At 64.4% G+C, this 14,285-nt stretch carries 14 protein-coding genes; 6 read left to right on the top strand and 8 right to left on the bottom strand.

Going from position 1 to position 14,285, the window contains the following annotated elements; translation table 11 throughout:
• Positions 1-163: integrase core domain-containing protein (locus tag JMF86_RS34105; RefSeq protein ID WP_201317404.1), on the top strand; the 163-nt coding region annotated here is incomplete at its 5' end.
• 20 nt (positions 164-183) lie between these two features.
• Here JMF86_RS34105 and JMF86_RS34100 read toward each other — a convergent pair.
• From JMF86_RS34100 to deoC, 5 genes are all read right to left on the bottom strand, one after another.
• Positions 184-1,563, bottom strand: coding sequence for a DDE-type integrase/transposase/recombinase (locus tag JMF86_RS34100; protein ID WP_201317403.1), 1,380 nt, complete (start codon positions 1,561-1,563; stop codon positions 184-186).
• The gene (locus JMF86_RS34095; RefSeq protein WP_201317402.1) at positions 1,556-2,362 is read right to left on the bottom strand and encodes a TnsA endonuclease N-terminal domain-containing protein; all 807 of its coding nucleotides are present in this window, start codon (positions 2,360-2,362) and stop codon (positions 1,556-1,558) included. Before JMF86_RS34095 ends, JMF86_RS34100 begins: the two co-directional genes overlap by 8 nt.
• The gene (locus tag JMF86_RS34090) at positions 2,290-2,919 is read right to left on the bottom strand and encodes a DUF2071 domain-containing protein (RefSeq protein ID WP_236593054.1); all 630 of its coding nucleotides are present in this window, start codon (positions 2,917-2,919) and stop codon (positions 2,290-2,292) included. Before JMF86_RS34090 ends, JMF86_RS34095 begins: the two co-directional genes overlap by 73 nt.
• 119 nt (positions 2,920-3,038) lie before the next feature.
• Positions 3,039-3,950, bottom strand: coding sequence for a phytanoyl-CoA dioxygenase family protein (locus JMF86_RS34085; protein WP_201317401.1), 912 nt, complete (start codon positions 3,948-3,950; stop codon positions 3,039-3,041).
• A gap of 240 nt (positions 3,951-4,190) precedes the next feature.
• Positions 4,191-4,871 carry a deoxyribose-phosphate aldolase gene (gene deoC, locus JMF86_RS34080; RefSeq protein WP_201317400.1) on the bottom strand — a complete coding sequence of 227 codons (681 nt, stop codon included), beginning with the start codon at positions 4,869-4,871 and terminating at the stop codon, positions 4,191-4,193.
• Positions 4,872-5,017: 146 nt separating this feature from the next.
• On the opposite strand from deoC, the gene deoR reads away from it, so the two are divergent.
• Positions 5,018-5,788, top strand: a complete 771-nt coding sequence (gene deoR / locus JMF86_RS34075; protein ID WP_201317399.1) for a DNA-binding transcriptional repressor DeoR — start codon at positions 5,018-5,020, stop codon at positions 5,786-5,788.
• Between the two features lie 58 nt (positions 5,789-5,846).
• Here the strand turns inward: deoR and JMF86_RS34070 are convergent, their stop codons facing one another.
• From JMF86_RS34070 to rbsK, 3 genes are read right to left on the bottom strand one after another with little or no spacing between them, the layout of a single operon-like run.
• On the bottom strand, positions 5,847-6,899 hold the full coding sequence (locus JMF86_RS34070) for an aldose 1-epimerase family protein (RefSeq protein WP_201317398.1): 1,053 nt from the start codon (positions 6,897-6,899) through the stop codon (positions 5,847-5,849).
• A gap of 2 nt (positions 6,900-6,901) precedes the next feature.
• Positions 6,902-8,275 carry an L-fucose:H+ symporter permease gene (gene fucP / locus JMF86_RS34065; RefSeq protein WP_201317397.1) on the bottom strand — a complete coding sequence of 458 codons (1,374 nt, stop codon included), beginning with the start codon at positions 8,273-8,275 and terminating at the stop codon, positions 6,902-6,904.
• A 40-nt stretch (positions 8,276-8,315) separates the two neighbouring features.
• Positions 8,316-9,242, bottom strand: a complete 927-nt coding sequence (gene rbsK / locus JMF86_RS34060) for a ribokinase (RefSeq protein WP_201317396.1) — start codon at positions 9,240-9,242, stop codon at positions 8,316-8,318.
• Between the two features lie 607 nt (positions 9,243-9,849).
• On the opposite strand from rbsK, the gene dapA reads away from it, so the two are divergent.
• Genes dapA through pdxA form a run of 4 tightly spaced genes read left to right on the top strand, consistent with a single transcriptional unit; the run spans position 9,850 to position 14,237 of the window.
• Positions 9,850-10,746 (top strand): 4-hydroxy-tetrahydrodipicolinate synthase, encoded by an 897-nt coding sequence (gene dapA / locus JMF86_RS34055; RefSeq protein ID WP_201317395.1) that lies wholly within the window; start codon positions 9,850-9,852, stop codon positions 10,744-10,746.
• Between the two features lie 13 nt (positions 10,747-10,759).
• Positions 10,760-11,926, top strand: a complete 1,167-nt coding sequence (locus tag JMF86_RS34050) for an iron-containing alcohol dehydrogenase (RefSeq protein ID WP_201317394.1) — start codon at positions 10,760-10,762, stop codon at positions 11,924-11,926.
• Positions 11,923-13,200: a four-carbon acid sugar kinase family protein gene (locus JMF86_RS34045; protein WP_201317393.1), complete on the top strand. Its 1,278-nt coding sequence runs from the start codon at positions 11,923-11,925 to the stop codon at positions 13,198-13,200. The genes JMF86_RS34050 and JMF86_RS34045 overlap by 4 nt, the downstream gene beginning before the upstream one ends.
• Before the next feature lie 11 nt (positions 13,201-13,211).
• Positions 13,212-14,237 carry a 4-hydroxythreonine-4-phosphate dehydrogenase PdxA gene (pdxA, locus tag JMF86_RS34040; RefSeq protein WP_011545728.1) on the top strand — a complete coding sequence of 342 codons (1,026 nt, stop codon included), beginning with the start codon at positions 13,212-13,214 and terminating at the stop codon, positions 14,235-14,237.
• Positions 14,238-14,285: the final 48 nt, after the last annotated feature.

Here is a 14,285-nt window from a genome sequence, read left to right as displayed (position 1 = left end):
CATGAAGGACAATTACGTCGCCTATATGGACAAGTCTGACGCACCAACAGCGCTCTCGCGTCTGGCTATCGCGTTTGAACACTACAATGAGCGCCACCCGCACAAAGCTCTGAAATACCGCTCGCCTCGCGAGTTCAGGCGTAATGCGGTGTCATCAACCTAACGGTGTCCGCGTGTCCTGAGTTACAGGGGCAACTCCAGTGATGTCCTATCCAGGGGCCTATCGGCATATGCTCCGCGCATCCCTTCGCTCGCCATGCGTCTCTTTAATACACCTATCAGACGTTCAACGATGGCCTTGCCGTCGGGACAACCGAGTGGAAGAACACTCAGCTCAATGCGCAAGTCGTCTACGATCGATTGTTGAGCGGATTCGGATAAGAATTCGCAACCCCTGTCTACGCATATACACGCGCTGAGGATCCCTGGCGGCCAGCGTATATCGTCGATATCGATGTCGAGTGCCGTGAAGCGCTTGGTTCGTGATGTAAAAGCAATCAGTAGTGTGTAGCGAAGCTCTTCGTAAGACGGTGGGGCAAGCGACATATAAACAGATAGGACATAGCGGCTCCAGCGGTCTATTGCAAGATAGATCGTAGGCTGACCAAGGCATATCTCGGGTAGCCCTTTCTGTCTGAGGAAAAGGCGCCCAGTGGCACTGTCTATTTCTGTAATCTCACCTGCGCTAGAGGCATATAGGGCCGCCGTATAGACGCCTGGCAGAGATGGGTGCCCTGGGGAGTTGGATATTGATGTCTCAGGCCCGCGGATGTAGTAACGGAACTGACGCAAAGTCACGGGAATTTGCTGCTCGCCACGAGTGTAAGCTGCGTAACGTTCGGGGTGACGCTCCCTGAATTCTTTACCCAGATAGGACTCGTGTGCGCCGGTCTGTGTCGCCTTGCCGTGGAGACGCCGCATGGCATCGCGCATGTCGTTAATGTCTTCTTTCTGTACGACGAAATCGCATTCACCTAATTCATTAGATAAGGCTGACTTAGGGCCTCGCCGGCGAGGAGCGGGTGTAGTCAGGTCGTCAGCGTGGAGATCGGTCGTTGACACGATTCCGTGCGGCCCGGACGGTAAATCGAGCAGTGCAAGGCGCGATCCGCCGAAATAGTAGTAGCGCAATACCCAACGTCGGAGCGAGACAGGACTGACGAGCTTAACTTTTGCGTGATCGCGGATCAATCGAGTGAACATGCCTCTGGTCAGATTTTGTTCGATGGAGAATTGCGCCAATAGTGGTTCGACAAGTTTCCAGATAGCTTGAAGACGTATATCTGGATCGGATTTCGGGTCGGGAATATTTTTAAATGCGTCTGGAAGTACAATGCGGCCCCATTCGCTACCTGTTGCATTGGCAAGTTCGGCAAGTTCGTGAAGCAAGAGCCGCTGCGGACGCCTTGCGTCGTGAGCAAGCTTCGCGTCACTAACCCACATCGCGTAGACGCAAGTATTAAATCGATGTGTAATGCGCAGATAGGTCCGCTCGCTTCCTGATAAGCGCAAAACGAGACCCGGGGCCGGTGTGGCAGAGGGAATGGCGACGAAGTCAACCATGATTGTAGCCGTCGTCTAGGACGACAGGTGCGCTAAGTGCAAGACGATGCGTCAGAGAAACCGGAATACGCTCGGACCACGCACAATAGAGAAATGTATCGAGCGCCGCCGTGTCGGTGAGATGCAAACGTTGACGTGATGCAACTAGGAGACTTTGTAGAGGGACATTGCGTTCGTAGCATGCGAGGAAGGTTTCGGCGTATGACTCTGCCAACTCGTCGTCACTGCGGTATTGATGGAGAAACCACGACCGGATGTAGCGCAAATTTTGGAGGACTTTGCGATCAAATTGGCTGGTGTCAACGCGGAACCAGGGCACACCATTCTCTATACACCACAAATACTGGACATATAGTAGCTGACCGCTTCTATCATGCAAGTTGGCAACCGTAGGAGATAGGTTCGCTGCTCGATACGTAAGCCCCTTGTCGGTCAGCTCTGTAACGAGGAAATCCAGTGTGAACGGTTCGGGGGCGCCGTTGCGGAATGGATGATGAACGCCACATTGTCGAGACAACTGCAAGGTACGATCGAGATCGAGGATGGGCCAGTGTTCCCGGATGTCGATGATGGACCGGCTCCGTTCAAGCAAATAAAAATAGGTTGTTTCCTTCTCGCTGAGTAGCTGGTAGATCCGGTCGACTTTTATTCCACGGACGTAGGCTGAGGTTCCTTTTCCGCCGGATCCTTTGATCTGGCACCATGATCGATAATCTGGACCTATGCCTATCCCGAAACCGCGGCGCACGCGAGAACGCAGATGTGGCGGATAAACCGCCGGACTAGCATTCCAATCCATGATGAGTGAAGGCTAGTTCTTTTGGCGGAAATTTCCACAATATTTGTCACCCAAAGGCCATCGCGTGCCGCATGCGTGAAGGGCCGCGCGAGATGCGACGGCAGCGCGTCGCTGAACAGCCGGCTGCCGAGTGCATAAAGCGGATGGTCGAACACGTTCTTCACGAACAGCACGGTGCGCCCGGCCGGCGCGCCGTGCGGCAGCGTGTCGACGTAGAGGCGCCAGTTGCTCTGCAGCGGCGACGGAAACACGCGCCGCAGCGGGCCGGCAAGACGCGGGCCGAAGTGCCGGTGCCGGTAGGTGAGCGTCGTGAACGGCGTGCGGCCGCCGCGGCTCGCGAGCGTGACGCCACGCGGCACGAGGTGCGCGACGGCCGCGACATCGACGATCCACGTGCAATACACGACCTGTTCGACGTCGCTCGCGAGTTGCAGGAACGGCAGCCGCGACAGCAGCGCGCGGCGTGCGCGCAGTAGCGGGCCGCTCGCGACGATCCGGTTGGCGAGCCGGCCGGCGAGGCCGGTGGACGGGTAGACGAAGGCGTTGTCGTAGCGCATGGCCGGCATTGTGCCGGGGTTGCCGCGTACGCGGAAGAGGCGAGGTCTTTGGCCGAACCGCGTGCATTTGCCGGGCGCCGCCGCATGGTGCCGCTCGTGCGACGGAATCCCGCCACGATTCATTCCGGCCCGGGTTCGCGCAGCTGCCGCCGCGGCACGTTCAGCCAACGCGCGATCCTGCCGCCCGCGAGTCGCCACTCGAACGGATTGCGGAAATCGAACGTGTACAGTTCGCGTCGAAGATACGGCCAGTACCCACGCAGGCTACGGGACGCGCGGGCACGCTCGATGCGCGAGGGCCGCCACGTGTTGTGCCAGGGGAAGTTCGTCGCCACGCTCGAGCGCCGTCGTGGCAACCGGAAATTGAGCGCATACGCGTACCGCGGCTGATCCGAGAGGTTTGCCCCCGCGGCATGCAGCGTGCGCCCCGCATGCACGGTGCAGTCTCCCGGCATCAACGGACATGCCACGGCGTGCGCCGGATCGAATCCGCCCACACACTCGAGCCCATGTGCGGTCACGTCACCCCCGAGCGGACCATGCGGAAGGACGTCGTACAGATGAGATCCGGGGATGAACTGCATGCATCCGTTGTCGACCGAGACGGCTTGCAGCGGAATCCAGAAGTTGACTTCGCGATGCTCGATACGCGCGTCGGTAAACGCGTCGTCCTGGTGCCAGGGCGTCACGGTGCCCGTACGCGGCTGCTTCAGGAAAAAGCTGTCGCCGGCAAAACGAACCTCCGGGCCGAGCAGCGCCTGGGCGATCCCGAACGCGGCGCGACGGATACGGAGTGCCGATAGCCGACGCTCGAAATAGGAGGCCCAGTGGAGCTGGAGCAGTTGAGGCCGGGCATCGCGCCCGTTCGTCTCGGGATAGAAATCGAACATCAGGCCCTCGGCGTAGCCCGTGCGACCGCCGAGCAGACGATGGCCGATTTCGCGCAAGGCTTCGATCTCCGATGGGTCGATCAGCCGGTCGATAACCGCAAAGCCGTCGTGATGGAACCGGGATCGAAGATTGGCTTGCATTGGAGCCTTGACGATGAGTTCACGGATCGCGAAGCGCTGCGGATGGCCGCTGGTTTTTCGATTTTCGTATTTTCGCGCGCGGCGCTTCTGTTCGATACCTTACGTTGGCTGCCGAGCGCGGCAACCCGGACGATTTTTTTGCATCCGCCGGGCGACGCCGCACGGTGCGGCGCGTGCGAGCCATGTCGACGGCCGGTCTTGACGCGCGAGGCATGCGTGCGGAGGCCGGCCGTTCGCGCGTCAGTACCCCGACGCGTCGCCGCCTTGATCGGTGACGATCGCCACGCCCGAGCTCGTGCCGAGCCGCGTCGCGCCGGCTTCGAGCATCGCGAGCGCGGCCGCGCGGTCGCGCACGCCGCCCGACGCCTTCACGCCGAGCGTCGGCCCGACCGTACGGCGCATCAGCGCGACATCGGCGAGCGTCGCGCCGCCATGGCCGAAGCCGGTCGACGTCTTCACGAACGCGACGCCGAGATCGCGGCACATCTCGCACACGCGCACCTTCTCGTCGTCGGTCAGCAACCCCGTTTCGAGGATCACCTTGAGCGGCACCGTGCCGCAAGCGCGATGCACGGCGTCGATGTCGGCCTTCACGTCGTCGGCGCGGCCGCTTTTCAGCGCGCCGAGGTTGATCACCATGTCGATCTCGCCCGCGCCCGCCGCGATCGCGGCGGTGGCTTCGAATGCCTTCGCGGCGGACAGCCCCGCGCCGAGCGGAAAGCCGACCACGGCGCAGACGAGCACGCCGGTTTCGGCCAGCTCGCGCGCGGCGAGCGGCACGTTCGCCGAATTCACGCAGACCGAGTAAAAGCGATGCTCGGCCGCCTGGCGGCAGAGTTCGCGGATCTGCGCGTCGCTCGCGTCGGGCGCGAGCAGCGTGTGATCGATGGTTTGGGCGAGTTGGGCGTTGGAAAGCGGCATGTGTCAGGACTCCACGGATCGTGTGCGGAAAGGGCACACGGAAAGTTGATGTTTTCACATCGGTTTGTTACAAATACGACATTCCGGCCGGGCCCGCGCGCCCGGCACGACGAGCGACTCACGCGGCGGGCACGCAGGATACAGGCATGGAAACAAAGAAAGGCGAACGGATCAAGACATTGATGAACGTGCTGCAAGGGCAGAACGCGATTCATCTGAGGGAAGTCGCCGAGCTGTTCGGCGTGTCCGAAATGACGATCCGCCGCGATCTCGCGGACAATCCGCACGGCCTCAGCCTGATCGGCGGCTACGTGACGCGCCATTTCGCCGCGCAGCGCAGCGATATCGGCGAATACCTGATCAGCGCCGAGAACAACCGGCAGACCGAGGAAAAGCGCCGCATCGGCAAGCTGGCCGCACAGTTCGTGACGACCGGCGACACGATCTTCGTCGACTGCGGGTCGACCACGCCGTTCATCGTCGATTTCATTCCCGACGACCTCGAATTCACGGCGGTCTGCAATTCGCTGAACGTGTTCGCGAAGCTGCAGCAAAAGCAGCATTGCAACGTGATCCTGTGCGGCGGCGCGTATCACCGCCAGAACATGGTGTTCGAATCGGTCGCCGAAACGGGCATCCTCGATTCCGTGCGCGTGTCGAAGGCGTTCATCTCGGCGGCCGGCGTGAGCGAACGCTGCGGCGTCACGTGCTTCAATTTCCACGAAGTCGATGCGAAGAAGAAGGTGATGGCGCGCGCGCAGAACCGCTTTCTGCTGGTCGACCATACGAAATTCGACGAAGTGCGCGCGGCCTATTTCGCCGAACTGACCGATTTCAACTACGTGATCTCCGACGGCCAACTGAGCCGCCGCTACGAAACCGCGATCCGCGAGCACGGGATCGCGCTCGTGACCTGATGCGGCGCGGGCGTGCGGCGCGCGCTGCGTCGCACTTTTCGTCGCGCTTTTCATCACATCACGCATCGCGGGCTTCCGCCGCGCTCAGGTAGCCGGTGACCACTTCGAAGCGGCGCGATGCGCGCGGCGCCAGTGCTGCCACGTGGCCCTTGCGACGTTCGGCTTCGTAACCCTCCGGCTCGCAGGTCGACGGCAGTGCGAACGCGGCGACCTGCTGATCCGCGTTGTGCAGGACCCAGCGCGTCGCGTGCGGAAATTGCGCGGGACGGTACGCGGTGTGGAACGCGCCGCCGTCCGGATGCGCGAGCCGGAAATGCGCGACGCCGTCGGCATCCGTTTCCACGTCGTTCATGAAGAACACGATCTCGGGGTCGTACAGCGCGGGCGCATCGAGCGTCGCGAGCCGCGCCGGTTCGCGCGCGAGCGTGGCCGTGTAGTCGCGCCACGCGGCGGTCGGCTTCACGTGCGCGGGCACGCTGTCGCGCAGCCGCATGCCGCCGGGCGGCAGCGACTGCACGAAGCGGCCGCCCGGCACGTACGCGTAGTTCAGGTGGGCCATGTACATCAGGTCCATCGGTGCGCCGCCGAGGTTCGTCACCTCCATCGCGATCGTCATCCGCGCATCGTGCTCCGCCAGCCGCACCGACGGACGCGCGACGTAGTGGCTGCCGAAGCCCTGCACGTATTCGTATTCGCCGGTCACCTCGACCGTCGCGCCGCGCGCATCCGTGCCGACGACGAGGCTCGCGCGGTCCATCGGCGCGCACGGCATCTCGCCGTGCAGCGCGTGCGTGTCGTCCGGCCCCGGGCAGCCGTTGCGCAGCAGCCCGCTGTGGAACATGAAGCAGCCGTACGTATCGATGATCGACGCCGCGCGCTTCGGCTGCCGGAACATGTGCTTCATCGTCAGGTCGCGGCCGTCGAATTCGGCGGCCCAGATCATCTGGCCGAGATACGGCAGCACGACGAGATGGCCGCGGCGGTTCTCGAGCTTCAGCGCCTCGACGCCGGACGGATACGCGAACGCGGTGACGGTGAGGCCGTCGGTGCGGTACAGCGTGCGCGGCGCTTCGCGGAAGTCGTCGCGCCGCAGTTCGATCTCGCCGCGCATGGTCAGGCTTCCGACGTGTTGCGCGTCGCGGCGTAGCGCGTGGGCGCATGACCGTCGGCCGCCGCGTCGGGCGTCGCCGCCGGCAGGTGACGCAGGCAGTAGAAGCCGTAGTACACGATCACGACGAAGCACGCGAGCGGCACGACGAACGCGAGCTGCATGTTGCCGCCGGTGTGATCGGAGATCAGCCCCTGGATCAGCGGCACGACCGCGCCGCCGACGATGCTCATCACGAGGATCGAGCCGCCGTATTCGGTGTCCTTGCCGAGACCGTCGATCGTCAGCCCGTAGATCGTCGGCCAGCACGGGCCGAGGAAGATGCTCACGCACACGGCCGCATACACGGCGGTGATGTTGTGCACGCTGATCGTGTACGCGAGCAGCGCGATGCACAGGATGCCGTAGACGATCAGCACCTTGGCCGGGCCGACGCGCTTCATCACGAGCGTCGCGATCAGCTTGCCGACGAAGAACGCGAAGAAGGTCGCGAGCAGGTAGCGCGACGCGCCGCGCTCGGTGAGGCCGCCGATCTGCATCGCGAGCCGGATCGTGAAGCTCCACACGCCGACCTGCGCGCCGACATACAGGAATTGCGCGACCACGCCCGCGACGAAGCGCCGGTTGCCGAACAGGCGCGCGAGCGTGCCGCGTGCGTCGATCCGGTGCGTGACCGTACTCGCCGCATTGCCCTTGCACGCCGGATAGGGCGTAAGCGCGAACACGATGAACACCGCGACGAGCACGACGATCAGCCACTTGTACGGCTCGAGCGTGGCCTGGATCATCGCGAGCTGGTGCGTGTGCGCGTCGGCGGCCGACATCGCCGCGAGCTGTGCATGCGACGCGTCGCCTTCCTTGAAGATCAGGAAGCTGCCCATGTAGACGCCGGCCATCGCGCCGAACGGATAGAACGTCTGCGAGATGTTCAGCCGCCGCGTGCTGGTGTCGCGCGGGCCCATCAGCGTCGAATACGAGTTCGACGCCGTTTCGAGGAACGACAGGCCCGCGGCGATCACGAACAGCGCGACGAGGAACATCCCGTACTTCGCCATCGACGCGGCCGGGAAGAACAGCAGGCAGCCGGTCGTGTAGAGCAGCAGGCCGACGAGGATCGTCGTCTTGTAGCTGAACTTCTTCACGACGGTCGCGGCCGGAATCGCGAGGAAGAAATAGCCGAGATAGAACGCGGACTGCACGAACGCCGATTCGAAATCGGACAGGAAGAACGATTTCTTGAACTGCGCGATCAGTACGTCGTTCAGGTTCGCCGCGGTGCCCCACAGCGCGAACAGGCAGCACAGCAGCGTGAACGCGAAGAGGGGCGTGCGATTCAGGTAATAGCCGTCGGGGGCGTGTTCGATCCGGGTTCTGCTCATGGGTGTCTCCTTCCCAATGTCTCGTCGATGAAGGCGCCGGTCAGAAGCCGGCGTCGCGGAGGAAGCGTTCGAACGTCGCGGCGTCGGCGTACGACTTCTGCGTGCCGAGGCCCGTGACCGAATGCGCGGCGTACGCGGACGCGTAGCGCATCGCATCGACCGCGTCGCGCGACGCCGCATAGCAGCGCGCGAAGCAGCCGATATACGCGTCGCCGGCGCCCGTCGTGTCGCGCGCGTCGACCGGGACGCCCGGCACGTGATGCACGCCGTCGCGCGACACCAGTAGCGAACCGTTGCTGCCGAGCGTGACGAGCACGTGCTTGAGCCCGCGTGCGACCAGCGCTTCGGCGGCGCGGGCGGCGCTCTCGCGCGAATCGACCGGCATACCCGACACGATCGCGAGCTCGGTTTCGTTCGGCACGAAGAACTCGACGGAACGGATGCGTTCGAAATCGAGGTCGGCGACCGCCGGCGCGGGATTCAGCAGCACCGGAATGCCGTGCCGCGCGCCGAATTCGATCGCGTGATAGACGGTGTCGAGCTCGATCTCGAGCTGCAGCACGATCAGCGCGCATTCGGCGAGCATCGGCGTGGCCGCGTCGATGTCGGCCGGCTGCAGGTGGCGGTTCGCGCCCTTGACGATCAGGATGCTGTTGCTCGAATCGGGCTCGACGAAGATCGGCGCGACGCCGCTCGGCACGCCGGCGACCTTGCGCACGTGCGTGGTGTCGATGCCTTCGCGTTCGAAGTTGCGGATCGTGTTGTCGGCGAACACGTCGTCGCCCACCTTCGTGACCATCACGACGCGCGCGCCGAGGCGCGCGGCCGCGACGGCCTGGTTCGCGCCCTTGCCGCCGCAGCCGAGCTCGAAGTTCGGGGCCTCCAGCGTTTCGCCCCGGACGGGCATGCGCGCGACATAGGTCACGAGATCGACCATGTTGCTGCCGATGACGGCGATTGTCTCCATCTGCGTCTCTTCCTTGGTATGGGGGCGCCGCGCGCACGTGGTCGGCGGCGGGTCGCGACAGGTGATAATAAAATCACATTGAATGTGAAAATGCAATCCTGTTGTGTTAGAAGGGTCACTTTCTGGTGGATGGTCTGAGGATGGGGAAGCGGCTAAGCCGGGTTTCGCGCCTCTCCGTGAACTGCCTGCGGCCGGCGCCTTCACCGTCGATCCAGTTTGGCTATTGCTTCATGCGAATTTCGGATTGTTCCGCTATTGCTCCCACTCGATTTCCGCGACCGCGGCACACGTCGGCGAAACTGAGCCTTCCGCGCATTCCCGATTGCTCCGCGAACAAAAAAATGATCGATTCGATCATATAAGGGTTTTCATTGACTGATATCGTCATGAAACAGGCTAAAATGCACACATCGAGCAGTTGTTTTGATTGAAGCGATCATGTGTGCGGAGAACACCCCGGACACCGCGTTTCCTCATACGAGCTGCCCTGGCTGGCGTACGTGGCGGCGTGGTCGCGACCGCAAACGCGCCCTCCGCGCCGCTATCGACACAAGACAACCCTACAGACGGCGATCCCGTTCGCCGTCCCTTCCGCGACGGAGCCTGCATGTCAATTGCGTTCAAGGGAATCGTTCCCGCGCTGATCACGCCGATGACGGCGAACGAGAACGTCGATGAAGACGGCCTGCGCGCGCTGGTCGAGCGGCTCGTCGAGGCCGGCGTGCACGGGCTGTTCGTGCTCGGCACCAACGGTGAATTCATCGCGCTGAATGAAGAAGAGAAGCTGCGCATCGCGCGGATCGCGGTCAGTCAGGCACGTTCGCGCGTGCCGGTCATCGCGGGAACCGGTGCGTATGCGACGCGCGATGTGATCGACCTGAACCGGAAGATGGCCGATGCCGGCGTCGATGCCGTGTCCGTGATCACGCCGTATTTCAACGGCGCCACGCAGCCGGAACTCTACGCGCACTACAAGCAGATCGCCGACGCGACGCCGCTGCCGGTCATGCTTTACACGATTCCCGCGAAAGCGGGCGTCACGCTGACCGTCGATACGGTGCGCCGCCTCGCGGAGATTCCCAACATCCGCGGCATCAAGGATAGCGGCGGCGACTTCGACCGGTTGCTGCAACTGATCGACCTGCGGCGCGACGATTTTGCTGTCTTCACCGGCACCGACTCGATGATCCTCTGGACGCTGATCGCCGGTGGCGACGGCGCGGTCGCCGCGACGACCAACGCCGTCCCGCATGTCGTGATGTCGATCTGGAACAAGTTCCACGCCGGCGATATCGCCGGCGCACGCACCGCGCAGGAGTCGCTGCGCGCGCTGCGCGACGCATTCGCACTCGGCACGATGCCCGTCGTGCTGAAAACCGCCGCGCAGATGCTCGGGATGCCGGCCGGCCCCGCGCGCTCGCCCGCGCAGCCGCTCGATGCCCAGGCCCGCGAGCGCCTCGCGCAAGCGCTCTCCGTCTACCGCGACGCCGCGCGCGGCCACTGAAACAGGTCTCAGCATGACGACTTACCATTTCCAGACAGTCAGGCACGTCGTCCACGGTGCAGGCAGCCTCGCCACGCTTCCCGACAAGCTCGCGCTGCTCGATACGCCGGTCAAGCGCATCGCGCTGATCACGCAACCGTCGATGGAAGCGCTCGGCATCGTCGATCGCGTGATCGAATCGCTCGACGCGAAGGACGTCGACGTGCGCATCATTCGCGGCGTCGAGCCGGAGCCGACCATCGGCAACGTCGAGACGGTGTTCAACGAGCAGATCGCGCCGTTTGCGCCGCAGGCGATCCTTTCAATCGGCGGCGGCAGCGTGCTCGACGCGGCGAAACTGTTCGCGGTCCGGCTCACCAACGACGAGCCGCTGCGGAACTGGCTCGGCATCGACCTGATCAAGCACCCCGGCGTGCCGATGATCCTGGTGCCGACGACGGCCGGCACCGGCTCCGAGGTCACGCCGAACGCAATCGTGACGCTGCCGGACGAATCGTTGAAGGTCGGTATCGTCAGCCGTCACCTGCTGCCGCAGATCGTCATTCTGGACCCCGAACTGACGATCGGCCTGCCGAAGCCGATCACCGCCGCGACCGGCATGGATGCGTTCGTGCACGCACTCGAATCGTACATTTCGACGAAGGCGAACCCGATCAGCGACATGTACGCGATGGAGTCGATGCGCCTGATCGGCGCGAACATCGTCGACGCGTATGAAAACGGCCAGTCACTGAAGGCGCGCGAGGCGATGATGCTCGGGTCGATGTATGGCGGTCTCGCGCTCACCGCCGCCGGTACCGCTGCGGTACATGCGCTCGCGTACCCGCTCGGCGGAATGTTCAACGTCACGCACGGCGTCGCGAACGCGATGCTGCTGCCGCATGTGATGGCGTTCAACCTCGATGCGATCGAAGACCGGCTGGCGAACGTGGCGCGCGCGCTCGATCTCGCGTCGAAAGCCGACACGGACGCCGACGCGGCCCGCAAGCTGATCGACAAGATGGAGGCGTGGACCGCCGCCGTCGACATTCCCCAGGATCTGCGCAAGTTCGGCGTGTCCGAAGCACATCTCGACGCGCTCGCGGTTGCCGCATCGAAGGTCAAGCGCCTGCTCGGCAACAACCCGAAGGCGCTCACGCTCGACGACATGAAGTCCATCTACCGGCGCCTGCTGCCGTGAACGCGCTCGCCCCGCACGCAGCACGGCTGCTGATCGTCGCCGACGACCTGTCGGGCGCGGCCGACTGCGCGGTTGCCGGGTTGCGTCACGGCCTGACGGCCATGGTCATGCTCGATGCCGCGTACGCGGCGGCGCCGCCGCATGGGGTCGACATCCTGTCGATCGACGTGGATTCGCGCCGCTTGCCGAAGGACGTGGCCGCGCGACGCACCGCCGATGCGGTCGCGTCGTTGTCGAGTGCCGGCACGCGCCTCTACAAGAAGGTGGACTCGACGCTGCGCGGCAACTTCGCGGCGGAAGTCGCCGCGCTGGTGTCGCGTGCCGGCATGGCGATCGTATGCCCGGCCTACCCGGCCTCGGGGCGCACGACCATCGACGGCCGCCAATGGGTGCGCGGCGTGCCCGTGGAAGCGAGCGAATACTGGCGCAACGAACACATCCCGGGCACGGCAGATCTCGTTGCATTGCTGTCCGCCGAAGACCTGCGTGTCGCCTACACGGCAATCGGCACGGTGCGCGGCAACGCAAACGCGCTCACCGCGCATCTGCGCGAGCTGCAATCCGACCGCGTGCAAGCCGTCGTCTGCGACGCGGAATCCGACGACGACCTGCAACGCATCGCGCGTGCATCCGCGGCGCTCGACGGCGTGTTCTGGGTCGGCTCGGCCGGCCTGGCCCACGGCGTCATCGAAGCGCTGGGGCCGCCGCATGGCGCGAGCGGCCCGACAGCCGGCGGCCCGCATTCGAAAGGCCCCGTGCTGACGGTCGTAGGCAGCATGTCGAGCATTTCGCATGCGCAGCTGGACTGCCTCAAGGCGAACGCGGGCACCCATCTCGTTGCGCTCGAAGTCAGCGTCTGCGCGCTGGACGACCCGCGAAGCGACGTCACGACCGTGGTAAGCGACGCGCTGCGTGGCGGCCGGCATGTCGTCGTCTCGTTGAGCCAGGCACGGCGCGGCGACGTCGACGACGGGCAGCTGTTCTCCACGCGCCTCGCCGCGCTGCTCGCGCCAGCCGTGCGCCACGCCGGCGCAATCATCGCGACCGGCGGCGAAACGGCACGCGCGCTGCTCACCGCGGCCGGCGCGAGCGCGCTGCGTGTCGTCGACGAAATCGAGGACGGCATGCCGCTGCTCGAATGCCGGCTGCACGGCAACGCACTGCCCGTCGTGACCAAGGCCGGCGGTTTCGGCCAGCCCGAATCGATTTATCACGCCTGGCGCCGGTTTGCGAACACAGGCGAGCCGGCCGACACGGCCCAACCCAATCAGTGAAGGGAATTGCCATGGACAACCGTCCCATCATCGGCATCACCATGGGCGACGCGGCCGGCGTCGGACCGGAAATCATCATGAAGAGCCTCGCGCATGCGTCCGTGTACGAGGAGTGCCGCCCCGTGGTCGTCGGCGACGCCGCGCGCCTGCGCGATGCAGGCCGCAGAGCCGGTGTCGATCTCGAGGTGAGCGCGATCGGCCGTCCGTCCGAAGGCGCGTTCCGCGTTGGCGTCGTCGATTGCATCGACCTCGCGCTGATTCCGGCCGACCTGCCTTATGGAAAGCTGTCGGCGATCGCGGGAGACGCCGCGTACCAATACATCGCGCGCACCGTCGAACTGACGTCGAAAGGCGAGCTCGACGCGATCTGCACCGCGCCGCTGAACAAGGAAGCGCTGCATGCCGGCGGCCACATCTTCCCCGGCCACACGGAAATGCTCGCGCATCTGACCGGCATCGACGAGGTGTCGATGATGCTGGTCGCACCCAATCTCCGGGTGATCCACGTGACGACGCACATCGGCCTGCTCGACGCGATCCGCAAGATCGAGCCGGGCCTCGTGCAACGCACGATCGAACGCGGGCACGACACGCTCGTGCGCGCCGGCATCGCGAATCCGCGCATCGGCGTCTGCGGGATCAACCCGCATGCCGGCGAGAACGGGCTGTTCGGCTACGGCGAAGAGGAAGAGAAGATCGTGCCGGCCGTCGAAGTCCTGCAGGCGCGCGGCTGGGACGTGGAAGGCCCGCTGCCGGCCGATACGCTGTTTTTCCGCGCGGGCCGCGGCGATTTCGACGTGGTCGTCGCGATGTATCACGACCAGGGACACGGGCCGGTGAAGGTGATGGGCCTCGAAGCCGGCGTCAACGTGACGGTCGGCCTGCCCGTGATCCGCACGTCCGTCGACCATGGCACCGCGTTCGACATCGCGGGCAAGGGCATCGCCGACGAACGCAGCCTGCTCGAAGCGTTCCGCCAGGCCGTGGATCTCGCGACGCGGCGCAACGAATCGTCGCCCGTGGCCAGCGCCGCGTAAGCGGCCCCGTACGCAACGACACGCAGCACCGTCGAGCGATACCGGCAG

This window comes from Burkholderia sp. E168m15, assembly GCF_016586105.1.
In the GTDB taxonomy this organism is placed as follows: Bacteria; Pseudomonadota; Gammaproteobacteria; order Burkholderiales; family Burkholderiaceae; genus Burkholderia; species Burkholderia orbicola.
This window is presented reverse-complemented; position numbering and strand designations above follow the sequence as displayed.